The following is a 24,486-nucleotide window of genomic DNA, read 5'->3' as shown; positions in this document are numbered from 1 at the left end:
GGCCCGGCAGGCCAAGCTCAGGCGGGCGCCTGCTCCATGACGACGAAGCTGACCGCATAGTCGCTTTCGTCGCTCAGGGTCACCCACCCGCTCAGACGCCGCTGGGCGCACCAGTCGGCCAGCGGGCCGAGCAGGTTCAACACCGGCTTGCCGCTGGCCTCGTTCAGGATCTGGCAGTCGGGCAGCCGCATCGGTAGATGCAGGCCCAGCCCGATCGCCTTGCTGAACGACTCCTTGGCCGAAAACCGCGTGGCCAGATAGCGCAGCCCGCGGGCCTCCGACCGGGCGCGGCGGGCGCGAAAGACGCGCAGCTCATCCGGCCCGAGCACCTTCTCCGCAAAGCGCTCGCCACGCCGGGCCAGCGTGGCCTCGATGCGGCGGATGTCGCAGATGTCGGTGCCGATGCCGTAAATCATGTGTAGGCCGTGGCGATGACGCGCAGATAGCTGCGCACCGTCTCGGCATAGCCCAGCTCCAAGGCATCCGCGATCAGCGCATGGCCGATGGAGGCCTCCAGCACGCCGGGCACGTGGCGCAGGAAGACGCTCAGGTTGTCGCGATTCAGGTCGTGGCCGGCATTGATGCCCAGGCCCACCTTCAGCGCCGCCTCGGCCGTGGCGGTGAAGCCAGCCAGCACCTCGTCCTGGCGCGGTGTGCCGAAGGCGCTGGCGAAGGTCTCGGTGTAAAGCTCGATGCGGTCGGCGCCGAGTTCAGCCACCGCAGCCATGGCGGACGGGGTCGGGTCCATGAAGAGGCTGACGCGCACGCCCAGGTCCTGCGCTTCGCGGATGAGGGGCTTGAGGCGGTCTGCATCCTGCGGCAGGGTCCAGCCGTGGTCGGAGGTGAACTGGTCTTCGGCATCGGGCACGAAAGTGACCTGGTGCGGGCGGTGGCGGCGCACGAAGTCCATCAGGTTCTGCGTCGGGTTGCCTTCGATGTTGAACTCGGCCTGGGGCCAGTCCTTCAGGAAGGCCGCCAGGTCGTCGACATCGCCGCTGCGGATGTGGCGCGCATCCGGCCGCGGATGCACCGTGATGCCCTGGGCACCGGCCAGCAGGCAGTGCTCCGCAGCGCGCAGCACGCTCGGGATGCCCAGATGGCGCGTGTTGCGCAGCAGGGCCACCTTGTTGACATTGACCGACAGGGCGCAGCGGGCGCCGGCGGCGTGGGCAAGAGGATTCATGGCTTCAGCCGCCGTTCTCAGGCGTCGAGCAGTTGTTGGACGTCCATCAGCAGCGCGCGGGTGCGCAGCGGCTGGTGGCCAAGATGGTAGTGGAGCAGCCCGCGCAGCGTTGTCTTGAGCACTTGCGGCGCGGCTGCGCAGGCCTGGCGCAGAGCAGCCGGGCTGCCGTGCAGCAGAGCGGCCTGCAACTGGATCAGCAGCGAGCCGGCCAGGCTGGCGTCGGCCGTCGGGGGGATGACGCCGGACTCGGGCGACAGCTGGTAGCGCCGGGTCGGGTCGACCGCCGCCTGCGTGGGCGTGACGACGCTGAGGTCGGGCAGCAGGCCCAGCTCGGCCAGCAGCTTGAGCTCGAAGGCCCGCAGCGCAGCGTCGCCCTCGGTCAGATGGGCCAGCGTGTCGGCGTAGGCATCGAAGAGCTGCGGATGCGGGTCGTGCCGCGCCAGCAGCTTGAGCAGCAGCTCGTTCAGGTAGTAGCCACTGAAGAGCGCGGCACCGCTGGGCAGGGTGTTGCCGCCGCCCCATTCGGCGCTGCGCAGGGTTTGCACCTCGCCACCCTCGGCCTTGGCGGGCTTGCTCAACGACACGGTGATGCGCTGCAGCGGCAACAGCACGGCACGCAGTTGGGAGTACGGGCGCTTGGCCCCCTTGGCCGCCACCGCGACGCGACCCGATTCGCGCGTGAACAGGTCGAGGATGAGGCTCGACTCGCTCCAGTCGTGCTGGTGGAGCACGTAGGCCGGCTGGCTGGTCGGCGTGCGCAGTTTCATGGGAGAAGCCCAGGAACAAGGCCACCGAGGCAGGGAGGCACAGAGAAACTCAAACGCTATTCCTCTGTGCTCTGGACGTCTGTGGCTTGGCTTCCCTTGCGCTGCGGGTCACTCGTAGCCGTAGCTGCGCAGATGCTCTTCAGAATCAGCCCAGCCAGAACGCACCTTGACCCACAGCTCCAGGAACACGCGGCCGTCCATCAGGTGTTCGAGCTCCTGGCGCGACTCCGAACCGATACGCTTCAAGCGCTCGCCGCCCTGGCCAATGATCATGCCCTTGTGCGCATCGCGCTCGACGACGATGCTCGCGCTGATGCGGCGCAACTCGCCCTCGTCTTCCCATTTGTCGATGACGACGGTGGAGGTGTAGGGCAGCTCGTCGCCCGTGAGGCGGAAGAGCTTCTCGCGGATGATCTCGCTGGCGAGGAACTTCTCGCTGCGGTCGGTCAGCGCATCCTCGTCGTAGAACCAGCCCTGCTCGGGCAGGTAGGGCTTGAGGATCTTGAACAGGCGCGTGACGTCCGCCTCTTTTTTGGCCGACAACGGCACGAACTCCGCAAAGTTGCGGCGCTCCTGCATGCCCTTCAGCCAGGGGGCGAGCTCGGCGCGGCGATGCACGGCGTCGAGCTTGTTGGCGATCAGCACGACCGGCTTGTCTTCGGGCAGCAGGGCCAGCACCTTGGCGTCGTCCAGCCCGAAGCGGCCTGCCTCGACGACGAACAGCACCAGGTCCACGTCTGCCAACACGCCATGCACCGTGCGGTTCAAGGTGCGGTTGAGCGCGGCGTTGTGCTTGGTCTGGAAACCCGGCGTATCGACAAACACGAACTGCGCCTCATCGACGGTGCGCACGCCGGTGATGCGGTGGCGCGTGGTCTGGGCCTTGTCGGAGGTGATGCTGACCTTCTGGCCCACGAGGGCGTTCAGCAACGTGGACTTGCCCACGTTGGGCCGGCCGACGATGGCGATGAGGCCACAGCGCTGCGGGACGTCGGGAGCACTCGGCTCGGGCTTGGGCTCGGTCATGATTTGCCTCGTTCGGCGGTCAATCGGTCCAGCAGGCGGCGGGCAGCCTCCTGCTCAGCGGCGCGGCGGGATCGCCCCACGCCGAGTTCGGCCACATCCAGGGCCGGCACCGCGCATTCAACCTCAAAGGTCTGGGCATGGGCCTGGCCGCGGGTGGCGACGATGCGATAGCTGGGCACGGCGTAACGACGCGCCTGCAGCCACTCCTGCAGCGCCGTCTTCGCGTCCTTGGCGAAATCACCCGCGCTGCTGGAGGTGGCGATGGTGTCGCCAAGCAACCGGCGCACGATGCCGAGTGCAGCGTCATAGCCGGCATCGATGTAGGCAGCCCCCAGCAAAGCCTCGACGGCGTCGGCCAGGATGGACGGGCGCTGAGCGCCCCCTCCGCGGGCTTCGCCGTCGGACATCTTCAACACGGCCGGCAAGCCCAGGCCCAGCGCCAGCTTGTGCAGGCTGGCTTCGCGCACCAGATGGGCGCGCACGCGGGTGAGATCACCCTCGTCGGAGCCGGCATAGCGCTCGTAAAGCAGGCTGGACACGGCCAGGCTGAGCACCGCATCGCCCAGGAACTCCAGCCGCTCGTTGTGATCCGCCCCGTAACTGCGGTGCGTGAGCGCGCGGCTCAGCAGCTCCGGCCGCTGAAAGCGGTGGCCGAGACGGCGTTGCAGGTCTTCAAGGGCGGCGTTCATCGACGCGAGGCAGGCGTCAACGCGACCGGCCCTTGTACTTGATCAGCAGGTAGACCGGGCCGAACAGGTCGATCTCCTTGTCCCAGGCGAACTCGATGACGACTTTGTCGTTGGCGTCCTTGCTGACGATGAGGTCGGCCGCCTTGATGCTCTGGATGGAGTACTCGACCGTCGTGGCCTTCTCAAAATCCGCGCGCACGGCCGGCACGGTCGCCGGATTGCTGGCGGCGATGCGGTCGACCACCCGTTGCACGGTGTAGTACTCGAGCACGGTCGGGAAGACCTTCATGCCCACCACCGCCACGACGGCAATGATGGCGCCCCAGAAGAGCAGCCCGATGAGGGTGAGGCCCTGCTGATGGCGAGGAGAGGTCGGAGGACGGCGGCGGAAGCTCATCTGGGCATCAATCGAAGAAGGTACCGATGCGCTTGAGGTTACCGAAATTCATCCAGACCAAGAAGGCCTTGCCGACGATGTTTTCATCCGGCACGAAACCCCAATAGCGCGAATCCCGCGAGTTGTCGCGGTTGTCGCCCATCATGAAGTAGTTGCCGGCGGGCACCTTGCAGGTCACACCCTCGACCGTGTAACGGCAGTTTTCCTGGAAGGGGAAGGGGCCGTCGGCGCGGTCCGGGCGGAAGATGTGCTGAGCGTTGGGCTGCACCAGGATCTGGTGTTCCTTCTCGCCGAGCTTCTCGGTGAAGCGCGGACGGTAGACCCGCTGCAGGCCGCTGTCGTCGTAGAAGTTGTCCACGGGCTGGGTGGGCGCGAGCTGACCGTTGATGTAGAGCTTCTGGTTGATGTAGGCCACCTCGTCACCCGGCACGCCGACCACGCGCTTGATGAAGTCGGTCGTCGGGTCTTCGGGGTAGCGGAAGACCATCACGTCGCCGCGCTTGACGTCGTGGTTGGCGATGATCTTCTTGTTGATCACCGGCAGCCGGATGCCGTAGTGGAACTTGTTGACCAGGATGAGGTCCCCGACCAGCAGCGTCGGCACCATGGAGCCGGACGGGATCTTGAAGGGCTCGAACAGGAAGCTGCGCAGCAGGAAAACGACCAGGATCACCGGGAAGAGGCCGGCCGTCCAGTCCAGCCACCAGGGCTGCTGCAGGATCTGCTGGCGCGCCGGCTCGACGTTGCCGTCCACCTGGGTGATGCCCTGGGCGGCGAGCTGCTCGCGGCGCTTGGCGTCGTTGGCCAGCAGCGCATCGGCTGCGGCCCGGCGCGCCGGCGCGAAATGAAAGCGCTCGGCCAGCCAGTACAGCATGGTCACTGCAGTCAGGATGAACAGCAGCAGCGCGAAGTTGCCGCTCCAGTAGCCGGTGTACCAGCCGCCCAGGTAGGCCACCAGGGCCGCGTACAAAACACCGGTCAGAGCACTCATCGAGGAGGATTTCAAGGCAGAAGGGAGGGGTTCAGTCGTCGACTTGCAGGATGGCGAGGAAGGCTTCTTGCGGCACCTCGACCGAGCCGATCTGCTTCATGCGCTTCTTGCCGGCCTTTTGCTTTTCCAGCAGCTTGCGCTTGCGGGTGATGTCACCACCGTAGCATTTTGCCAGCACGTTCTTGCGCAGCGCCTTGATGTTCTCGCGGGCGATGATGTTGGCGCCGATGGCGGCCTGGATCGCCACGTCGTACATCTGGCGCGGGATCTGCTCGCGCATCTTGGCGGCCACCGCGCGGCCGCGGTACTGGCTCTGGCTGCGGTGCACGATCATGGCCAGCGGGTCGACCTTGTCGCCGTTGATCAGGATGTCGACCTTGACCACGTCGGCCGCACGGTACTCCTTGAACTCGTAGTCCATGGAGGCGTAGCCGCGCGAGGCGCTCTTGAGCTTGTCGAAGAAGTCCAGCACGATCTCGGCCAGCGGGATCTCGTAGGTCAGCATGACCTGCTTGCCGTGATAGGCCATGTTGAGCTGCACGCCACGCTTCTGGTTGGCCAGAGTCATCACGACGCCGACGTAATCCTGCGGCATGTAGAGATGCACGGTCACGATGGGCTCGCGGATCTCGCGGATGCGGCCCGGGTCGGGCATGCGCGACGGGTTCTCCACCTGCATCACCGTGCCATCGTTGAGCTCCACCTCGTAGATGACGCTCGGCGCGGTCGTGACGAGGTCCTGGTCGAACTCGCGCTCCAGGCGTTCCTGCACGATCTCCATGTGCAGCAGGCCCAGGAAGCCGCAGCGGAAGCCGAAGCCCAGCGCCTGGCTCACTTCCGGCTCGAAGCGCAGCGAGGAGTCATTCAGGCTGAGCTTCTCCAGCGCGTCGCGCAGCTGGTCGTACTCGCTGGCTTCGGTCGGGTACAGGCCCGCGAACACCTGCGGCTGGATTTCCTTGAAGCCTGGCAGGGCCTCGGTGGCCGGTCCGGCGTTGTTGGGCAGCTTCTTTTCCAGCGTGACCGTGTCGCCCACCTTCGCGGCGGCGAGTTCCTTGATGCCGCAGATGATGAAGCCCACCTCACCGGCCTTCAGACCCTCACGGTTCTCGCTCTTGGGCGTGAAGACGCCAAGGTGCTCGATCGGGTAGACCGAGTTGGTGGCCATCATGCGGATGCGCTCGCCCTTGCGCAGTTCGCCGTCCACGACCCGCACCAGCATGACCACGCCGACGTAGTTGTCGAACCAGGCATCGATGATCATCGCGCGCGGCGGCGCCTCCGGGTTGCCGCGCGGCGGCGGCATGCGGGCGATGACGGCTTCCAGGATCTCGTCGATGCCCATGCCGGTCTTGGCGGAGCAGGGGATCGCGTCTTCCGCGTCAATGCCGATGACGTCCTCGATCTCAGCCTTCGCGTTGTCGGGGTCCGCCGAGGGCAGGTCCATCTTGTTGAGGACCGGCACGACCTCGACGCCCAGGTCCAGCGCCGTGTAGCAATTCGCCACCGTCTGCGCCTCGACGCCTTGCGACGCATCGACCACCAGCAGCGCACCCTCGCAGGCCGACAGCGACCGGCTCACTTCATAAGAGAAGTCCACGTGGCCGGGCGTGTCGATGAGGTTGAGGTTGTAGACCTGGCCGTCCTTGGCCTTGTATTGGAGCGCTGCGGTCTGCGCCTTGATGGTGATGCCGCGCTCTCGCTCCAGGTCCATGGAGTCCAGCACCTGCGCTTCCATCTCACGATCACTCAGGCCGCCGCAGCGTTGGATGATTCGGTCGGCCAGCGTGCTCTTGCCGTGGTCGATGTGGGCAATGATGGAGAAGTTGCGGATGTGGTTCATGGAATCTTGTTCTGCGCTGCGACACGTTCAACACAAGGGCGAGCGCCCTTGCAGCGCAAGCTCATACGCGTGAGCCTGATGAGGCCGCAAAGCGGCGTGCTGAAGCTAAAAAAAAGGCACGTCGAAAGAGGCGACGTGCCTTCCAACAAAAGGTATGGCAACTGCTTGTTGGGCTTTCATTGTAGCCAAAAGGCCCTGCCGGGAAACCGCACCAGCATTGGTTTTCCGGCCGTTGCAGGCTGCCAACAAGGATTTTTAACCACAGGTTATCCACAACTTGCTGTGGATCGCCTGTGGATCAAATCCGGGCGTCGGCGAGGGCTCCTGATTCCCCCGCCAGACGCCGCAATCAGGGGCGCATCGAGCCTCGATTTTAGCGGCTGGCGCGAACAATCCACCGCCCGGGACATCAAGTTAGCCGGCGCCAACTTCAGAAACCGGTGGACAACCTCGGCCGTCCGCCTGGCTCTGCATGCCACATCGCGGAAAGCCCGAGCTGACAGCCGAGGCATCTGTGGCGTCAACGCACCGGCTTGAGGAGCACGAAGCTGACCACGTCGTCCCGGCGCACCACCAGGTTGATGACCTTGGCCTTGTCCTTGTCCGCCTTGGCGAGCTGCGCCTGGAAGGCCTTGACGGTGCTGACCTCCACGTTGTCCACCGACAGGATCAGGTCGCCCTCGCGCAGTCCGGCACGCGCGGCCACGCCGCTGACGCTGTCCACCTTCACGCCCGACTTCAGCTTGAGTTCCTTGCGCTGCGCGTCGGTGAGTTCCGAGACCTTGAGGCCCAGCGCGGCGCTGGCGTTCGCCGCCGGGCTTTCCTTGTCGGCCGTGCCGTCGCTGCCCGCCTTCGGGCGCTCGGCTTCACCGACGGTGACGACGAGGTCCTTGAAGCTGCCACGACGGAACACCGTCAAGGTCGCCTTGTTGCCCGGCTTGACGGCCGCGATCATGCGGCGCAGGTCCACAGCCTTCTCGACGACCTTGCCGTCGACCTTGGTGATGACGTCACCGCCTTCAACGCCGCCCTTCTCCGCCGGGCTGCCGGCATTGACGCTGCTGACCACGGCGCCCTGCGCCTTGCCCAGACCGAGCGCGTCGGCCTCTTCCTTGGTGATGTCGCGGGGCAGCACACCCAGGAAGCCGCGCACCACGCGGCCACCCGCGCGCAATTCGTCGGCCACCCGGACGGCCTCCACGATCGGAATGGCGAACGAGATGCCCATGTAGCCGCCGTTCTGGCTGTAGATCTGCGAGTTGATGCCGATCACCTCGCCGCGCATGTTCACCAGCGGGCCGCCCGAGTTGCCGGGGTTGATGGCCACGTCGGTCTGGATGAGCGGCAGCAGGTCACCGGTGTCGCGCTGCTTGGCGCTGATGATGCCGGCCGTGACCGTGTTCTCGAGGCCGAAAGGCGAGCCGATGGCCATCACCCATTCGCCCACGCGCGCCTTGTTGCTGTCGCCCACCTTCACGATCGGCAGGCCGCTGGCCTCGACCTTCACGACGGCGACGTCGGAGCGCTGGTCGGCACCGATGATCTTGGCCTTGAGTTCGCGCTTGTCGGTCAGCGTGACGATGACTTCGTCAGCTCCCTGCACCACGTGGGCGTTCGTCAACACGTAGCCGTCAGCGCTCAGGATGAAGCCGGAGCCGACGCCGCGGCGGGTGGGCGCATCGTCGTCAGGCGCGCCGCCCCGCGGCGCCCCGCGGCGCTGGTTGGGCACCGGGATGCCGAAGCGGCGGAAGAACTCCTGCATCTGCTCGTTCATCTCGGCCTGGTTGTCGGCCACCTTCACCTTCTCGGCGGTGCGGATGTTCACGACGGCCGGGCCGACACGCTCGACCAGTTCGGCGAAATCCGGCAGTTCACGGGGCTGGGCGAACGCGGGCGCCTGCCCCAGGGCAAGAGCGAACGCCAGAGTGGCGCTCGACAGCAGGAAGCGCGTGCGCGCAGGAGGGAGTCGGTTCTCAGCGTGCATTTCGGTGTTCCAGGACATCGACAGGAAGAAGGAGGGGGAAAGAAGCGGAGCAGATGGGTCGTCCACGCGCGGCTTCAAGAAGCTCGCCTCAGGGCAAAGGCCGCGAGGCGGCGGGCTCGGGCAAGGCCAGCCCCCAGTCGATGACTTCGGGACCTGCCTCCCCCGCGAGCGTACGGCCTGCCGCAGTCTGCGCAAAACTGAGCCCATTCAACCCTTGGGCGCGTGGTGTTGAGATCGGCGCAGCGGCCAAGACGGGCTCAGGCGCTGGCGCCGGTCGCAAGCTGCCGGCCACGATCGCCAGAGCAACGAAGCTGGCCGCCACCGCCAGCGGCGGCCCCCACTCTCGCCCGCGCAGGCGCGGCGCAACCGGCGCCGGCATTTGCCGGTGTAGTGCCGCCAGCAGCGCTTCAGGATCCTGCGCCAGCGGCATGAGCTCGGGCGCATGCAGGCCGTCCGACGCGGCCTGCCACAGCCGCCAGCGCTCGCGCAGCGCCGGATCGTTCGCCCACGCCGCCTGCACGCGAGCCCAGTCCGCTGCATCGGCGTGGCCGTCCATCACCGCAGACAGCGAAGCGTTCAGGGCCTCATCCACCGTCATCACCATCGCCGCCCTCCCCGGCCCTCCAGCAAGGGCAGCAGACGTGCTGCCACCGCCTCGCGCGCGCGGTAGATGCGCGAGCGCACGGTGCCTGGGGGGCAGCGCATCAGTTCACCGATCTCGTCGTAGCTCAAACCGTCGACCTCCCGCAGCAACAGGGCACGGCGCTGCTCCTCCACCAGGGATTCGACCGCCTCGTCCAGTTCACGCGCCAGTTGGCGACCCGCCAGCAGGGACTCCGGGGTCGCATCGTCGCTTGGAGTCGGCGCCGTGCCGAAAGTTCCCTCGCTGTCGTCCCAGGCTTGCACCTGCTGCAACCGAGGCTGCTGGCTCAGATGCCGCCGGGCGGCGTTGACGGCGATCCGGTAAAGCCAGGTGTAGAACGCGCTCTCGCCCCGGAAGCCAGGCAACGCGCGGTAGGCGGCGAGAAAGGTTTCCTGGGTCAGGTCCGCCACATCGGCGGCGTCGCGCACGCTGCGCGAGAGCAGCCGCTCGATGCGGCGCTGGTATTTGAGCACGAGCATGTCGAAGGCCGCGCGGCTGCCCGCCTGGGCCTGGCGCACCAGCAGCGCATCGGCGTCCGCCTCTGCCGCGGTCATGTGTCTGCAGCCCGCGCTGGCGCCGCGTAGAGCGTGGCACGCAACGCACCCCATGCCGAGGGCTGCTGATGGCGTGCGAGCGGCAGCCAGCAGAGGCCCGGCGTCGCACGCAGCAGCAACCAGCGGTCGAGGTCGATCACCACATCGAGTCGCACGAGGGTCTCGTCATCCGCACCCGGTGCGCTGAGCCACCAGGCCTCGCCGTCCCAGCGAAGGCGCCGCGGCAGCACCGCCGCCTGACGCCAGGCCCAGCGGGCGACCAGCGGCAGCGCCAGCACAAGGGGCGCCGCCACGCGGTCGTGATCGACGGCCCAGACGTACAGGCCCAAGGCAGTCAGGGTGGCGAGCAAGGCCACCATGGCCTGCACCCGCGGGTCGGGTCGAAGCTGCACGACAACCGGCGGCGTGCGTCGCATCGCCGGTAGCCGGGGTCAGACGCGCTTGAAGATCAGCGTGCCGTTGGTGCCGCCGAAGCCGAAGTTGTTCTTGGCAGCGACCTCGATCTTCATCGGCCGCGCCTCGTTGGCGCAGTAGTCCAGGTCGCACTCGGGGTCCTGGTTGAAGATGTTGATCGTCGGCGGGGCCACCTGGTCGCGCACGGCCAACGCCGTGAAGACCGACTCGATGCCGCCCGCGCCGCCCAGCAGGTGGCCAGTCATGGACTTGGTCGAGCTCACCACCATCTGCTTGGCATGGTCGCCAAAGGCCAGCTTGATGGCGTTGGTCTCGTTGACATCCCCCAGCGGCGTGGAGGTGCCGTGGGCGTTCATGTACTGGACCTGGTCGGGGTTCAGGCCCGCATTGCGCAGCGCCGCGCGCATCGAGCGCTTCGGGCCGTCGACGTTGGGCGCGGTCATGTGGTACGCGTCCGCACCCATGCCGAAGCCGGTCAGTTCGCAGTAGATCTTGGCGCCGCGCTTCTTGGCGTGCTCGTACTCTTCCAGCACCAGCACGCCGGCGCCCTCACCCAGCACGAAACCGTCGCGGTCCTTGTCCCAGGGGCGGGACGCGGTGGCGGGGTCGTCGTTGCGGGTCGACAAGGCACGTGCGGCCGCGAAGCCGCCGATGCCGAGCGGCGACACCGCGCCCTCGGCACCGCCCGCGATCATCACGTCGGCGTCGCCGTACTCGATGAGGCGGCCGGCCTCACCGATCGCATGCAGGCCTGTCGTGCAGGCCGTAACGATCGCCAGGTTGGGGCCCTGGAAGCCGAACTGGATGGAGACGTGGCCCGAGATCATGTTGATGATCGAGGCCGGGATGAAGAACGGCGAGATGCGCCGCGGGCCGCGGTTGATCAGCTCGGTCTTGGTTTCTTCGATGAGCGGCAGGCCGCCGATGCCGGAACCCACGAGCACGCCGATGCGCTCGGCCTGTTCTTCGGTCAGTTGATCTCGGGTCGGAATGCCGGAGTCCCGCACCGCCTGGATGGCCGCCGCCAAGCCGTAATGGATGAAATTGTCCATGTGCCGGGCTTCTTTGGCGGGGATGTAATCCTCGATGTTGAAGCCCTTGACCTCACCCGCGAAGTGGCATGCCAGGTTGCTGGCATCGAAGCGGGTGACGGTGGCAATGCCGGAACGGCCGGCCAGGATGTTGGCCCAGCCCTCGGCAACGGTATTGCCGACGGGACTGATCAGGCCAAGGCCGGTGACAACGACGCGGCGACGGGTCATGCGGTGCGGATCAGAGTTGAACAGGAGACAGGCCGATCAGGCCTTCTGGTGCTTGACGGCGTAGTCGATCGCCAGCTGCACGGTGGTGATCTTCTCGGCTTCTTCGTCCGGGATCTCGATGCCGAACTCGTCTTCGAGGGCCATCACCAGTTCCACGGTGTCCAGAGAATCGGCGCCCAGATCGGCGACGAAAGCCTTCTCATTCGTGACGTCGGCTTCCGCCACGCCGAGTTGCTCGGCAATGATCTTCTTCACTCGTGCTTCGATATCGCTCATGAACTCCTCCAGGAGAGGTTTGCAGAAAACAGCCCGGCATTCTACGGGCTCTAGATGGAGGCCCCTAAATCGAGGCATCCGGCCCGAAATCAGGCCATGTACATGCCGCCATTCACGTGCAGCTCCGTGCCCGTGATGTAAGCACCGCCCGGTGACGCCAGGAAGACGACGGCCGCGGCGATCTCCTCGGGCGCGCCCAGGCGGCCCAGCGGGATCTGCGACAGCAGCGCGGACTTCTGGGCCTCGGGCAGCACGTCGGTCATGTCGGTGGCGATGAATCCGGGCGCGACACAGTTGACGGTGATCCCGCGGCTGCCCAGTTCGCGAGCGAGCGAGCGGGTCAGGCCCGCCACACCGGCCTTGGCGGCTGCATAGTTGGCCTGGCCGGCATTGCCCGAGGCGCCCACGACCGAGGTGATGTTGATGATGCGGCCGGCGCGCTGCTTCATCATCGGCTTGGTGGCGGCACGGGCCATGCGGAAGACGGCCTTGAGGTTGGTGTCGAGCACCGCGTCCCAGTCCTCGTCTTTCATGCGCATGGACAACGTGTCACGCGTGATGCCGGCGTTGTTGACCAGCACGTGCAGGCCGCCTTCCTTGGCGACGAGGTCGTCCACGGCGGCCTGGCTGGCGGCGGCGTCCGTCACGTTGAGCACGATGCCGCGGCCGCCGTGGGCCGCCAGGGCTTCGGTGATGCCGGCGGCGCCGGATTCGGTCGTCGCGGTGCCGACGACGCGCCAGCCGTCGTTCGCGAGGGCCAGCGCAATCGCACGGCCGATGCCGCGGCTGGCGCCGGTGACGAGGGCGACGCCCTTGGGGGTGGATTCAGTCATGTCAGGCTCCCAGCAGGGTGCGGGCCTCGGCGAGCGAGGCGGGGTCGAAGACACAGGCGGCCTGCAGCTCGGCATCGATACGCTTGGCCATGCCGGTGAGCACCTTGCCCGGGCCGGCTTCGATCACGTGGCCGACGCCGCGCGACTTCAGCGCCTGCACTACCTCCACCCAGCGCACCGGACCGAAGGCCTGGCGGTAGAGCGCGTCGCGCAGCGCATCGGCCTGGTCGGTCACGGCCACGTCGATGTTGTTGATGACCGGGAAGGCGGCCGCCTGGAAATGGACGGTGGCCAGCTTCTCCTTCAGCCGCTCGGCAGCGGGCTTCATGAGGCTGGAGTGGAAGGGTGCGGACACCGGCAGCGGCAGCGCGCGCTTCGCGCCGGCGGCCTTCAGGAGCTCGGCGGCCTTCTCGGCACCGGCCTTGCTGCCCGCGATCACGGTCTGCTTGGGGTCGTTGAAGTTGACCGCCTCGATCGCCTCGCCGGTCTCGGCCGCGGCCTGGGCACAGCCAGCACGCACGGCATCGCCGTCCAGGCCCAGGATGGCATACATGGCACCAGCCCCGACCGGCACCGCCTCCTGCATCGCCTGGGCGCGGAAGCGCACCAGCGGCAGGGCATCGGCCAGGCTCAGCGCACCGGCGGCCACCAGGGCGGTGTACTCACCCAGCGAATGGCCCGCGGCCGCCACCGGCGCGAGGCCCGTCTCGGCCACGAAGGCGCGCCAGCAGGCGATGCCGGCGGTCAGCATGACGGGCTGGGTGTTGGTGGTGAGGTCGAGCTGCTCCTTGGGGCCGGCATGGATCAGGGCGGGGATGTCTTCGCCCAGGGCGGCGGAGGCTTCGTCGAGGGTGCGGCGCACTTCGGGATGGTCGCCCCAGGCGTCGAGCATGCCGACGGCCTGCGAGCCTTGGCCGGGAAAGACAACGGCGAAAGGTGCAGTCATAGGTTCAGTTCCAGTTCGAGAGCGTGCGGCGCCGGCAGACGGCCTGGCGCCGGGAAGAAAACTCAGTACTTCAACAGGGCCGCGCCCCAGGTGAAGCCACCGCCGACGCCTTCCAGCATGACGGTGTCGCCGCGCTGCACGCGGCCACTGCGCACCGCCACGTCCAGCGCCAACGGCACGGACGCAGCCGAGGTGTTGCCATGCTCATCGACGGTGACGATGAGCTTGTTCAGGTCCATCTTCAGCTTCTTGGCCGTGCCTTGCATGATGCGGATGTTGGCCTGGTGCGGAATGAGCCAGTCGATGTCGGCATCGGTCAGGCCCGCCTTGTCGAGCACCGAGCGGGCCACCTTCTCCAGCACGCCCACCGCGACCTTGAACACCGCCTGGCCGTCCATCTTCAGCAGGGGGCTGCCGAGCACCTGGCCGCCCGAGACCGTGCCGGGCGTGCAGAGGATGTCGACATGGCGGGAATCGGCATGCAGTTCGGTCGCCAGGATGCCCGGCTCACTGCTGGCACCCAGCACGACCGCGCCGGCACCGTCGCCGAACAGCACGCAGGTGGTGCGGTCCTTGAAGTCGAGGATGCGCGAGAACACTTCCGCACCGACCACCAGCGCCTTGTTGGCCGCGCCGCTGCGGATCATCGAGTCCGCCACGGTCAGCGCGTAGACGAAGCCCGAGCACACGGCCTGCACGTCAAACGCCGCGCAACCATGCACGCCGAGCTTGCGCTGCAGCAGGCAGGCGGTGGACGGGAAGACCATGTCCGGCGTGGACGTGGCGACGATGATGAGATCGATCTCTTCGGCCACCAGCCCGGCAGCCTCAAGGGCTGCCTGCGCGGCCGGGAAGGCCAGGTCGCTGGCCGCCTGGTCGGGCGCGGCGAAGTGGCGTGCGCGGATGCCGGTGCGCTCGACGATCCAGTCGTCGGAGGTCTCGATGCCGTCGGCCGCGAGGCGGTCGGCCAGGGCCTGGTTGGTCACGCGGTCGGCCGGCAGGAAGCTGCCCGTGCCGAGGATGCGCGAATAGCGGGGGGAAGAGCTTGCGGTGGAAATCAAGAAAGGGCCTCCGTGCTACGCAGGGCGGGCGCGAACGCCTTCGGCGGCCGTGCCGCGCTCACGCAGCCTGCGCGACGGTCGTCGCGTTGTCTCCGGCATCGCCCACCTTGGCCTGAAGCGTGGCGACGATGCGATCGTGCACCCGGTCCAGCAGCCGGTTGCGGGCGGCATCATAAGCGCGGGCCAGGGCCATCTCGAACGCAAAGGCGTCGGCCGAGCCATGGCTCTTGAACACCAGACCGCGCAGGCCCAGGAGTGCGGCGCCATTGAAGCGGCGGTGGTCGACGCGGTGCTTGAAGGCCTTCAGGACAGGCAACGCCAGCACGGCAGCAAGCTTGGTGAAGACGTTGCGGCCAAACTCTTCCTTGATGAAGGCACCGATCATGGTGGCCAGGCCTTCGGAGGTCTTGAGCATCACATTGCCGACAAAACCGTCGCAGACCACGATGTCGGTCGTGCCCTTGAAGATGTCGTTGCCCTCGACATTGCCGAAGAAGTTCAACTGGCCCGCCGCGCCGGCCGCGCGCAGCATTTCGCCGGCTTGCTTGATCGTCTCGCTGCCCTTGATGGCTTCTTCACCGATGTTGAGCAGGCCGACGCTGGGCTCCTCGTTGCCCTCCACCGCAGCCACCAGCGCGCTGCCCATCAGCGCGAACTGCAGCAGGTGCTCAGCGGTGCAATCGACATTCGCGCCCAGGTCAAGCACGGTGGTGAAGCGGCCGCGCTGGTTGGGCATGACGGTAGCGATGGCAGGCCGGTCGATGCCGTCCAGGGTCTTGAGCAGGTAGCGGGCCACGGCCATCAGCGCGCCGGTATTGCCGGCCGACACGCAGGCATGAGCCAGCGGCGCATTGCCGTCACGGTCGGCCTTCAATTGCTGGATGGCCACGCGCATGGAGGAATTGCGCTTGCGACGCAGGGCAACCTCGACCGGGTCGTCCATCGTGACCACCTCGCTGGCGGCCACGATGCGACAGCGAGGCCAAGCCGCCGCGGCCGTGAGGGCCTCGGGCTGGCCGACGAGCAGGAGTTCGGCGCCAGGATGCTTTTCAAGAAAGGCGCGGCAGGCGGGCAGCGTGACCGAGGGGCCGTGGTCGCCGCCCATGCAGTCGACGGCCAGGCGGATCGGCTCAGGCAGAGTGGCGGTCATGTGAGTGGTTTTCGTGAGCCACAAAGACCAAACCCGGCACTGCGCGGTACGCAGGCCGGGTCGGCAATATCTTCGATGGTGGAGCGCTGCACGGGAGCAGCGCCAGGCATCATCAGGCCGCGTCGGCCTTGCTCTTCAGCACCTTGCGACCACGGTAGAAACCGGTCGGGCTGATGTGGTGACGCAGGTGCACTTCGCCCGTCGTCGGCTCGATGGCCGTGCCCGGCGTGGTCAGGGCGTTGTGGGAACGGTGCATGCCGCGCTTGGACGGCGACTTCTTGTTTTGCTGAACGGCCATGAATTTCTCCGAAATCTGCGGGGGTTGGGCTTGCGACCCCGGGGAGTGAGATCAAAGCTCGAACTCCAGGCCGCAGAAAAGCCCGCGAGTGTAGCACCGGATCAGGAAAACACCAAGCCGCCGCGTGAGCACGTGCTGCTGCAGCGCGGTCAGCCATGGCATTCAGCTGTCGCGACGCTTGAGCGCGGCGAGCTTGGCGAAGGGGTTGGGGCGCTCCTCCACCTCGGGCGCCTCGTCCTCGGTGGCCTGTGGCAGCGGCTCGGGGCAGACCTCGTGGCGCGGCACCAGCGGCAAGGCCAGCAGCAGCTCGTCCTCGATCAGCTCGCGGGCATCCAGATGGCGCGGCAGGGCCAGCACGTCGTCATCGCTGTCGACGTCCAGTGCGGCGGCCTCCGCCTCGGTGTCGACGAAGCGAATCCAGCGGTCGATGTCGAGGTCTTCATGCACCGGCTTCAGGCAGCGCTGGCAGGTCAAGGCGACCTGTCCTGAGGCCGTGAGGTGCAGCCAGACCTGTGGCTTGCCACCCTTGGGCTGGCGGATCTCGCCGGCCAGGCGCCACTGCAAGGCCGGCCAGCCGCTGGCGGGCGCCTCGGGCGCGGCCGAATCGGCCAGGCGCTCCAGCGACACCGCGGGCCATTCACCGGCCAAGCTGGCGCCGTCATGGGCCAGGGCCGCCACGTCCAGCTTCTCGGGAACAAAGGCGCGGGTTTTCATGCCCTGGAGTTTAGGCGGGCGAGAATGCCTTGATGCCGCCGCTCATCCTTGCTTCCACCTCCCGCTACCGGCAGGAACTGCTGACCCGGCTGCGCCTGCCCTTCGAAGCCGTCGCGCCTGAAGTCGACGAAACCCCGCTGGCCGGTGAAGTCCCGGCCGCGTTGGCCGAGCGACTCGCGCTGGCCAAGGCGCGCGCCGTGGCCAGCCTGCATCCTCACGCGGTCGTGATCGGCTCGGATCAGGTGGCCGACCTGGACGGCGAGCCGCTCGGCAAGCCCGGCAGCCACGAGGCCGCACGGGCTCAACTGCAGCGCATGAGCGGGCGCGAGGTGGTGTTCCAGACCGCGGTCGCGGTAGTCGCTCCGGGCCTGGCCGCCATCGAACGGGCCGAGGTGCGGGTGCGCCTGCGCCCGCTGAGCGATCGCGAGATCGAGACCTACCTGCTCGCGGACCAGCCCTATGACTGCGCCGGCAGTGCCAAGGTCGAAAGCCTGGGTATCGCCCTGCTCGACGCCGTGGTGTCCGACGACCCGACCGCCCTCATCGGCCTGCCGCTGATCCGCACCTGCCAGTTGCTGCGCCGCGCTGGCCTGGAGCCGCTGGCATGAGTCGCGGGCGCCTGATCCTGATGCCCAACACGCTGGACTTCGGCGTGGACGACAGCCTGGACCTGCGCGACGTGCTGCCCCAGCGCGTCATAGAACAGGCGGCTCGACTGACGCACTGGGCGGCCGAGAACGCCAAGACCACACGCGCCTTGCTCAAGCGGGTCGACGCCATCGCGCCACTGGCCCAGCCGCTGCAGGCGCTGCAGATCTCAGAACTGCCGCGCCCCGCCAAGGGCGGCAAGCCGGCGGCTGACGACAGCCCGGCATGGCGCGCGCTGCTGGCACCGGCCCTGGCCGGTCATGACATTGGCCTGATCTCGGAAGCCGGGCTCCCCGCGGTGGCCGACCCCGGCGCCCGGCTCGTGGCACTGGCGCATGAGGCCGGCATCGAGGTGTTGCCTTTGTCGGGCCCGAGCTCGCTGCTGCTGGCCCTGGCAGCCAGCGGCCTGAACGGCCAGAGCTTTGCGTTCGTCGGCTATCTGCCGGTGGAGGCCGCAGCCCGCACGGCTCGCATCCGCGAGCTGGAGGGCTTGTCGGCCAAATCGCAGCAAACGCAGCTGTTGATCGAGACGCCCTACCGCAACGAGGCTTTGCGCCAGTCGCTGCTTGCCGCACTGCGACCCACGACACGGCTGTCGATCAGCGTGGGCCTGACGCTACCGGGCGGCTGGACGCGCACCGCGAGCGTGGCGGACTGGAAACGCCAGCCTGCCGCCCTGCCGGACCGCATTCCTGCGGTCTTCGCGCTGCTGGCTTAGCTTTCCGCCGAAGCCGGCTTCTTGGCACCAAACAGTGCCGCCACCTGACGCTTGGGCTTGATATAGCTCGACAGCCCCTTGCCCGCGGAGGGCGTGGCGGCCTTGGCCTTCTCCCAGGCCGGCGGCTCGGCGCTGGCGCTGGCCTCGTAAGGCTTGTCGAAGAAAGGGTCCTTGGGTGCAGCCGGCGGGCGGTAGGCCGGGCGGGCCGGGGCGCGCGACTCAACCGCCTCGCCTTCAGGCTCGCGACGACGCTCGAAGCGCGGAGGGCGGCTGTCCTGCAGCTCGAAGCTGTCCAGATCGATCTTGCGCTTGATCAGCTTCTCGATGTCGGCGATCAGGCGCGCATCTGACTTGGTGACCAAGGTCACCGCCAGGCCCGACGCGCCCGCGCGGCCGGTGCGGCCGATGCGGTGCACGTAGTCTTCGGCGTTGAAGGGCACGTCGTAGTTGAAGACCGCCGGCAGGTCGGCGATGTCCAGGCCGCGGGCCGCAACGTCGGTCGCGACCAGCACGTCCATGTCACCGCGCTTGAACGCTTCCAACGACTTCAGGCGCTCGTCCTGTGACTTGTCGCCGTGCAGGGCGGCCGTGCGCAGGCCATCGCGCTCGAAAGCGCGGGCCAGGCGAGCGACGCCGAGCTTGGAGTTGCCGAACACGATGGCCTGGCGGATGGCCCGGTCCTTCAGGATCTGGCGGATGACGCCGCGCTTGTCATCGTCGGTCACGCTGTAGAAGCGCTGCTCGACGGTGGAGGCCGTCTGGTTGGGGCGAGCGGTCTCGACCAGGATGGGGTCTTGCAGATAGCTCTGGGCCAGGCGCTTGATCTCGGGCGAGAAGGTGGCCGAGAACAGCAATGTCTGGCGCGCCTTGGGCAGGAAGCTCAGGATGCGCTGCAGGTCGGGCAGGAAACCGATGTCCAGCATCCGGTCGGCCTCGTCAAGCACCACGTACTCGACCTGGTTGAGCACGCAGTTCTTGGCCTCGATGTGGTCCAGCAAGCGGCCGGGGGTGGCGATCAGCACCTCGACGCCGGCCTTCAGGGCCGCGGTCTGGGGTTTCATGTCGACGCCGCCGAACACGACGACCGAGCGCAGCTGGGTGTGCTTGGCGTACTTCTTGACGTTGTCAGCGACCTGGTCGGCCAGCTCGCGCGTGGGCGCCAGCACGAGGGCGCGCACCGGATGGCGGGCGGGCGACACGCTGGGGTTCTCATGCTTGAGCATGCGCTGCAGCAGCGGGATCGAGAACGCCGCCGTCTTGCCGGTGCCGGTCTGCGCGGCGCCCATGACGTCGCGCCCCTGCAGCACGATGGGAATCGCCTTGGCCTGGATGGGCGTCATCGTCAGGTAGCCGGAATCGGCCACGGCACGAAGCAGCTTGGGATCCAGCGGCAGGGTGTCGAAACGGGCGGGCGCGGGCGCCTCTTCAGGCGCCGCGGCTGCGGACTCGGGGTTTTCTTGCATCCGGCGATTATCCCGGATGCAGCAAACCTACTCGGCGCGGCTCACCGGTGGCTGCGCATCGTCGCGCGAATTGAGCACCATCCAGCGCGGTGTACGGAAGCGCACGATGCGCCAGTAGAGCAACACATAGCCGGTCACGAACAGGCCCAGGATGATCTGCAGCATGACGGTGTCATCCCACCAGATGGTGGCGGGCACGACCGACAGGCTGCACAAGACCCACAGATACGGTGCCGTCAGGGCATTGGCGCGGGTCAGTACCGCCGCATCCTTACTGCCCAGGGCCCAGCGCATGAGGCGGCGGTAGATCAGGCTGTGCAGGTGGATGCCGTCGGGCATCCCGACGGGTCGCCCCCGCACCACCTTGCGCCGGTACATCGAGAACACGGTCTCCCAGACCGGATAGGCGCACAGCAGCAGCGGGAACATCGGCGAGACGTCAGGGTTGCGCACCAGCAGCAGGATCGCCAGCTCCGACAGCATGAAGCCGAGGAAATATGCACCGCCGTCACCCAAGAAAATCAGGCCGAACGGGTAGTTCCACATGAAGAAGCCCAGCACGGCGCCAATGACGGCGATGGCCATGGCCGCCACCAACTGGTCGCCCGCCTGCAGCGCCACATAGGCCAGGCCCGCCAGCATGATGGCCGAGCACATCGAGGCCAGGCCATTCATGCCGTCGATGATGTTGATGGAGTTGGACACGCCGCTGACCACCAGCAGGGCCAGCAGATAGCCGCCCACGGCCGTGCTGGCGATGAAGTCCAGCCCGGGGATGGCCGTTTCCTTGATCTGCGCGCCCAGCAGCCAGGCCCCCAGCGCGGCCGCAAGCAGCGTCGCCAGCATGCGGCGCAGCGGGCTGACGCGTTTGGTCAGGTCTTCAATGACGCCAGAAACAAAGGCTGGCACGCTGCACAGCAGCAGCAGCGCCGCGAGATGGCGCATGGCCGGGTAGCGCCAGGCCAGCACGGCTGTGCCCACGGAGAAGCCGCAGAAGATGGCCACGCCACCGATGCGCGGCACCGGGCGGGAGTGGAACTTCTGAGGGCCCGACAGGTCGTGGTCAGCCGACAGCGCCCCGTGCAGGTGCGATGACCGGATGATGAGCAGCGTCACCACGGCCGCCAGCGCAAAACTCAAAGCAAGGATGGGAAGCATGAAATTCGCGGGGTCGCGCAGGCGGGCGACAGGCCTGCCGGCGCTTGACCCGAGACCGGGGAGTGTAGCCAGCGACCCTGGCGCCCTCTCGGCACCCGACGCTCCCCGGCAGCCCCCCAGGGCCCTGGCTAGAATCCGCGCCGCTTCTGCCTGTCACGCTCCTGTGACGCGCAGTGACCGCCCAATCACACGAGCCCCGTCAATGAAACTCAGCGCGCCCGGACTGCACATTCCAGACTTGATGGGACACCCGCGCACCCGCAACCGCACCGTCGGATGGCTCAAGACGCTGGCCATGGCGATGGCCGCGGGGCTGTGCCTGCAAAGCCTGGCAGTGGCCGCGGACGACAACGAGACCAACCCGGTCGGCCCGGTGCGCCTGGTGGTGCCCAACCGCCTCAACAACAACAGCGCCGGCTCCGACGCCAACGCCCCTGCCCCGCTGACGCCATCGGAGCGTGAAAAGGTCATCCAGCAGCAACAGCAGATGCTGCTGCAGCAGCAGATGCTGCTCCAGCCCATCCCGGGCCAACCGCTGACGCGGGAGCAACTTGCGGCCCGCGCCGCCCAGCAGACCGAGTTCGAGCGCTATGTGCAGCGCGCCGTGGGCGACGACGTCGAGATCCGCCGCTTCGGCGCCGAGCTGATGACGCCGGTGGTGCCGCAGCCCTACGAAGTGCTCCAGCCCAGCGCCCGCCAGTCCCAGGCCAGCATGGGCGAGATCTCCAGCCAGGTGCCGTCGGATTACGTGGTCACCGTGGGCGATGAAGTCATCGTCAACATCTGGGGCGCGGTCGAGGCGGACCTTCGCTTGATCGTCGACCGCAGCGGTCGCATCACCATCCCGCGCGTCGGCCCGGTGCTCGTGGCCGGCGTTCGCTACGCCGACCTGAACAGCGCCATCGAGCAGCGCGTCAGCCAGGTGTTCCGCAACTACCGGCTCAATGCGTCACTGGGCAAGCTGCGCAGCATCCGCATCTACGTGACCGGCTTCACCCAGAAGCCGGGCGCCTACACGGTCAGCAGCCTGTCGACCATCGTCAACGCGATGATCCAGGCCGGCGGCCCGTCGGCATCGGGCAGCTTCCGCAACCTGGAGCTGCGCCGCGGCGGCAAGCTGGTCGGCACCTTCGACCTGTACGACCTGCTGCTGCGCGGCGACAGGAGCGGCGACCGCCTGCTGCAGGCTGACGACGTGGTGCACATCGGCCCGATCGGACCGCAAGTGGCGCTGATCGGCAGCGTCAACCGCCAAGCCATCTTCGAACTGAAACCTGGCGAGACCCTCAACGACCTGATGCTGATGGGGGGCGGCCTGAGCGCCGCCGCCGACCGCGGCCGGGTGGCGGTCGAACCCATGGACAAGCGCAACGACGGGCGGGTCATGGAGGCGAAGCTGCCCCAGCAAGGCAACCTCGCACTGCAGGGCGGCGACATCGTGCGCGCCCTCAACCTGATCGACACCGTGCTGCCGCAATACCGCCAGAACAAGCGCGTGCGCGTGGATGGTGAAGTGCAGCGCCCGGGCGAGTACATCCTGCCGCCCAACAGCACCCTCAGCGACGTGATCAAGGCCGCCGGTGGCCTGACGCCGGCAGCTTTCATCTACGGCTCGGAACTCAACCGCGAGAGTGTGCGCGTCGCCCAGCAGGCCCAGTACGAACGCGCGCTGCGCGACCTGGAAGGCGAGTTCGCCCGCGTGCAAGTCATGCCCAAGGCGTCCGTCACGGCCGACGACCCGACGGTGCAGAGCAACCGCGGCCAGGCCTCCAGCCGCCTGATCGACCGCCTGCGCGCCGTCAAGCTGACGGGCCGCGTGGTGATGCAGATCGCCCCGACCGCCACCAGCCTGCCGGACTTGGCCGTGGAGGACGGTGACCGCCTGACCATCCCGCCCCGTCCGACCACGGTCGGCGTCTGGGGCAGCGTCTACAACACCGGCAGCTACGCCTTCGCCCCAGGGGCCAGCGTCGACGACATGCTGCGCATGGCCGGCGGCCCGACGCGCGGCGCCGATGCCAGCAGCGCCTTCGTCTTGCGCGCGAACGGCGTGGTCGTGAGCTCGCGCCAGTACACCAGCGGCTGGTTCACGTCGTCCACGGGCCTGTCTTCGGTCAGCGCGCAGCCTGGCGACACGATCTTCGTCCCCGAAGACCTCACCAAGGTCACGCTCCGCCAGGATGCGAAGGAATGGACGCAGATCCTCTACCAGTTCGGCCTGGGTGCTGCAGCCCTGAAATCTCTCAAGTAATCGACCATGAACAGCACCTCTAGCCCGGCGTCGTCGAATCTGGCGGCGACGCAGGATGCGGCGCATGACCCCCATGTGGCGGACGAGTTCCCCGTCGGTGCCGTCTTCGCCGCCCTGTGGCGCCGGCGGCTGCTCATGGTGGGCGGTCCGCTGCTGGCGAGCGTCGTGGCCCTGGGCATCAGCTACCTGATCCCGCCCACCTTCACGGGGCGCGTGGCCTTCATGCCGCCCCAGCAACAGCAGAGCAGCGCTGCCAGCGCGCTCGCCTCCCTCGGCGCGCTGGCCGGCCTGGCTGGCGGCGGCGGCCCGCGCAACACAGGCGACCAGTACGCGGCGCTCGTGCAGAGCCAAACCGTGGCCGATCGCCTGGTGGAGCGTTTCGACCTGATCAACAAGTACGACCGCAAGTTCAAGATCGACGCGCGCAAGCAGTTGGCCGAGAACACCCGCGTCACGCTGGGTCGCAAGGACGGCATCATCACGCTGGAAGTTGACGACCACGACCCCAAGACCGCCGCCGACATGGCCACGGCCTACATCGAGGAGCTGCGCAGCCTCACGGCTCGCCTGGCGCTGACGGAGGCCCAGCAGCGGCGCGTCTTCTTCGAAAAGCAGTTGGCGCAGGTCAAGGAGAAGCTGATCGCTGCCCAGCAGGCCTTGGCCGCGACCGGCATCAGCATCAGCGCCCTCAAGGCCGAGCCCAAGGCCTCGGCGGAAGGTGTTGCCAAGCTCCAGGCCCAGCTGACCACGGCGGAAGTGAAGCTGCAGGTGCTGCGGCGCGCCATGTCGGACAACGCAGCCGAGGTGATGGCAGCGGCGGCCCAGGTCTCGGCGCTGCGCGGCGAACTGGACAAGCTCGGCCAGAACGAGCCCACCGGCAGCCAGGCGGGCTACATCACGGCCTACCGCGAGTACAAGTACCAGGAAGTGCTGTTCGAACAGCTCTCGCGCCAGTACGAGCTCGCCCGCATCGACGAAAGCCGGGATGGCGGCCAGCTCCAGGTCGTGGACCAGGCTGAAGTGCCTGAACGCAAGACCAAGCCCAAGCGCAGCTACTTCATGATCGCCGCCTTCGGCCTGGGCTTCATGGCTTGCGCGATCTGGGTGATGGTGCCGGTGCTACGCACCCAGCGTCGCCGCTGAAGGCGCGTGAAGGCGCGCATGGCACCGGGCCGGCCGGGCCTGCTGAGCCTTCCGATCAGGCCCCGTGAGGCTGCAGG

General features: G+C 67.6%; 26 protein-coding genes. 4 read left to right on the top strand and 22 right to left on the bottom strand.

Translation table 11 applies throughout. From position 1 onward, the window contains the following. Positions 1 to 17 precede the first annotated feature (17 nt). The 20 genes from acpS to CDO81_RS12855 form a co-directional block, all read right to left on the bottom strand. A complete protein-coding gene (acpS, locus tag CDO81_RS12950) occupies positions 18 to 416 on the bottom strand; it encodes a holo-ACP synthase (RefSeq protein ID WP_088483641.1) in 399 nt (132 codons plus the stop codon). Then, entirely contained in the window at positions 413 to 1,183 is a 771-nt protein-coding gene (locus CDO81_RS12945; protein ID WP_088483640.1) for a pyridoxine 5'-phosphate synthase, read from the bottom strand. Before CDO81_RS12945 ends, acpS begins: the two co-directional genes overlap by 4 nt. Before the next feature lie 17 nt (positions 1,184 to 1,200). Continuing rightward, positions 1,201 to 1,950: a DNA repair protein RecO gene (gene recO / locus CDO81_RS12940; protein WP_088483639.1), complete on the bottom strand. Its 750-nt coding sequence runs from the start codon at positions 1,948 to 1,950 to the stop codon at positions 1,201 to 1,203. Between the two features lie 108 nt (positions 1,951 to 2,058). Further along, entirely contained in the window at positions 2,059 to 2,976 is a 918-nt protein-coding gene (gene era / locus CDO81_RS12935) for a GTPase Era (protein ID WP_088483638.1), read from the bottom strand. Continuing rightward, complete coding sequence (gene rnc / locus CDO81_RS12930) at positions 2,973 to 3,665, bottom strand: ribonuclease III (RefSeq protein WP_088483637.1); 693 nt, start codon at positions 3,663 to 3,665, stop codon at positions 2,973 to 2,975. Before rnc ends, era begins: the two co-directional genes overlap by 4 nt. Before the next feature lie 16 nt (positions 3,666 to 3,681). Next, entirely contained in the window at positions 3,682 to 4,062 is a 381-nt protein-coding gene (locus CDO81_RS12925) for a DUF4845 domain-containing protein (RefSeq protein WP_088483636.1), read from the bottom strand. A gap of 7 nt (positions 4,063 to 4,069) precedes the next feature. Then, complete coding sequence (gene lepB, locus CDO81_RS12920; RefSeq protein WP_088483635.1) at positions 4,070 to 5,053, bottom strand: signal peptidase I; 984 nt, start codon at positions 5,051 to 5,053, stop codon at positions 4,070 to 4,072. Between the two features lie 31 nt (positions 5,054 to 5,084). Next, positions 5,085 to 6,893: a translation elongation factor 4 gene (gene lepA, locus CDO81_RS12915; RefSeq protein WP_088483634.1), complete on the bottom strand. Its 1,809-nt coding sequence runs from the start codon at positions 6,891 to 6,893 to the stop codon at positions 5,085 to 5,087. Positions 6,894 to 7,413: 520 nt separating this feature from the next. Then, complete coding sequence (locus CDO81_RS12910; RefSeq protein ID WP_088483633.1) at positions 7,414 to 8,877, bottom strand: DegQ family serine endoprotease; 1,464 nt, start codon at positions 8,875 to 8,877, stop codon at positions 7,414 to 7,416. Positions 8,878 to 8,965: 88 nt separating this feature from the next. After that, the gene (locus CDO81_RS12905) at positions 8,966 to 9,481 is read right to left on the bottom strand and encodes a hypothetical protein (protein ID WP_088483632.1); all 516 of its coding nucleotides are present in this window, start codon (positions 9,479 to 9,481) and stop codon (positions 8,966 to 8,968) included. Next, positions 9,475 to 10,074 (bottom strand): sigma-70 family RNA polymerase sigma factor, encoded by a 600-nt coding sequence (locus tag CDO81_RS12900; RefSeq protein WP_088483631.1) that lies wholly within the window; start codon positions 10,072 to 10,074, stop codon positions 9,475 to 9,477. Before CDO81_RS12900 ends, CDO81_RS12905 begins: the two co-directional genes overlap by 7 nt. After that, complete coding sequence (locus CDO81_RS12895; protein ID WP_088483630.1) at positions 10,071 to 10,490, bottom strand: hypothetical protein; 420 nt, start codon at positions 10,488 to 10,490, stop codon at positions 10,071 to 10,073. Before CDO81_RS12895 ends, CDO81_RS12900 begins: the two co-directional genes overlap by 4 nt. 15 nt (positions 10,491 to 10,505) lie before the next feature. Beyond that, positions 10,506 to 11,750: a beta-ketoacyl-ACP synthase II gene (gene fabF / locus CDO81_RS12890; protein WP_088483629.1), complete on the bottom strand. Its 1,245-nt coding sequence runs from the start codon at positions 11,748 to 11,750 to the stop codon at positions 10,506 to 10,508. A gap of 36 nt (positions 11,751 to 11,786) precedes the next feature. Next, positions 11,787 to 12,026: an acyl carrier protein gene (acpP, locus tag CDO81_RS12885; RefSeq protein ID WP_056204266.1), complete on the bottom strand. Its 240-nt coding sequence runs from the start codon at positions 12,024 to 12,026 to the stop codon at positions 11,787 to 11,789. Positions 12,027 to 12,115: 89 nt separating this feature from the next. Further along, complete coding sequence (gene fabG / locus CDO81_RS12880; protein ID WP_088483628.1) at positions 12,116 to 12,859, bottom strand: 3-oxoacyl-ACP reductase FabG; 744 nt, start codon at positions 12,857 to 12,859, stop codon at positions 12,116 to 12,118. Position 12,860: 1 nt separating this feature from the next. After that, complete coding sequence (gene fabD / locus CDO81_RS12875; RefSeq protein WP_088483627.1) at positions 12,861 to 13,805, bottom strand: ACP S-malonyltransferase; 945 nt, start codon at positions 13,803 to 13,805, stop codon at positions 12,861 to 12,863. 62 nt (positions 13,806 to 13,867) lie between these two features. Then, complete coding sequence (locus CDO81_RS12870) at positions 13,868 to 14,863, bottom strand: beta-ketoacyl-ACP synthase III (RefSeq protein ID WP_088484039.1); 996 nt, start codon at positions 14,861 to 14,863, stop codon at positions 13,868 to 13,870. A gap of 61 nt (positions 14,864 to 14,924) precedes the next feature. Continuing rightward, a complete protein-coding gene (gene plsX, locus CDO81_RS12865) occupies positions 14,925 to 16,016 on the bottom strand; it encodes a phosphate acyltransferase PlsX (protein ID WP_088483626.1) in 1,092 nt (363 codons plus the stop codon). A gap of 112 nt (positions 16,017 to 16,128) precedes the next feature. Then, entirely contained in the window at positions 16,129 to 16,314 is a 186-nt protein-coding gene (gene rpmF, locus CDO81_RS12860) for a 50S ribosomal protein L32 (protein ID WP_088483625.1), read from the bottom strand. Between the two features lie 162 nt (positions 16,315 to 16,476). Next, positions 16,477 to 17,028 carry a YceD family protein gene (locus CDO81_RS12855; protein WP_088483624.1) on the bottom strand — a complete coding sequence of 184 codons (552 nt, stop codon included), beginning with the start codon at positions 17,026 to 17,028 and terminating at the stop codon, positions 16,477 to 16,479. A gap of 32 nt (positions 17,029 to 17,060) precedes the next feature. Between CDO81_RS12855 and CDO81_RS12850 the strand changes: the two genes are divergently transcribed. Further along, positions 17,061 to 17,636, top strand: a complete 576-nt coding sequence (locus CDO81_RS12850; protein WP_088483623.1) for a Maf family nucleotide pyrophosphatase — start codon at positions 17,061 to 17,063, stop codon at positions 17,634 to 17,636. Further along, positions 17,633 to 18,394, top strand: a complete 762-nt coding sequence (locus tag CDO81_RS12845; protein WP_088483622.1) for an SAM-dependent methyltransferase — start codon at positions 17,633 to 17,635, stop codon at positions 18,392 to 18,394. Before CDO81_RS12850 ends, CDO81_RS12845 begins: the two co-directional genes overlap by 4 nt. Here CDO81_RS12845 and CDO81_RS12840 read toward each other — a convergent pair. Continuing rightward, positions 18,391 to 19,857, bottom strand: a complete 1,467-nt coding sequence (locus CDO81_RS12840) for a DEAD/DEAH box helicase (protein WP_088483621.1) — start codon at positions 19,855 to 19,857, stop codon at positions 18,391 to 18,393. The genes CDO81_RS12845 and CDO81_RS12840 overlap by 4 nt on opposite strands. A gap of 27 nt (positions 19,858 to 19,884) precedes the next feature. Beyond that, positions 19,885 to 21,015 carry an MraY family glycosyltransferase gene (locus CDO81_RS12835; RefSeq protein WP_088484038.1) on the bottom strand — a complete coding sequence of 377 codons (1,131 nt, stop codon included), beginning with the start codon at positions 21,013 to 21,015 and terminating at the stop codon, positions 19,885 to 19,887. 241 nt (positions 21,016 to 21,256) lie between these two features. On the opposite strand from CDO81_RS12835, the gene CDO81_RS12830 reads away from it, so the two are divergent. Continuing rightward, positions 21,257 to 23,266, top strand: coding sequence for an SLBB domain-containing protein (locus CDO81_RS12830; RefSeq protein WP_144397228.1), 2,010 nt, complete (start codon positions 21,257 to 21,259; stop codon positions 23,264 to 23,266). A gap of 6 nt (positions 23,267 to 23,272) precedes the next feature. Continuing rightward, positions 23,273 to 24,409, top strand: coding sequence for a GNVR domain-containing protein (locus tag CDO81_RS12825; RefSeq protein ID WP_088483619.1), 1,137 nt, complete (start codon positions 23,273 to 23,275; stop codon positions 24,407 to 24,409). Positions 24,410 to 24,486: the final 77 nt, after the last annotated feature.

Source organism: Roseateles puraquae, from assembly GCF_002205845.1.
In the GTDB taxonomy this organism is placed as follows: Bacteria; Pseudomonadota; Gammaproteobacteria; order Burkholderiales; family Burkholderiaceae_C; genus Pelomonas; species Pelomonas puraquae.
Note: the sequence above shows the minus strand (reverse complement) of the source record. Positions and strands in the feature narration are given on the sequence as shown.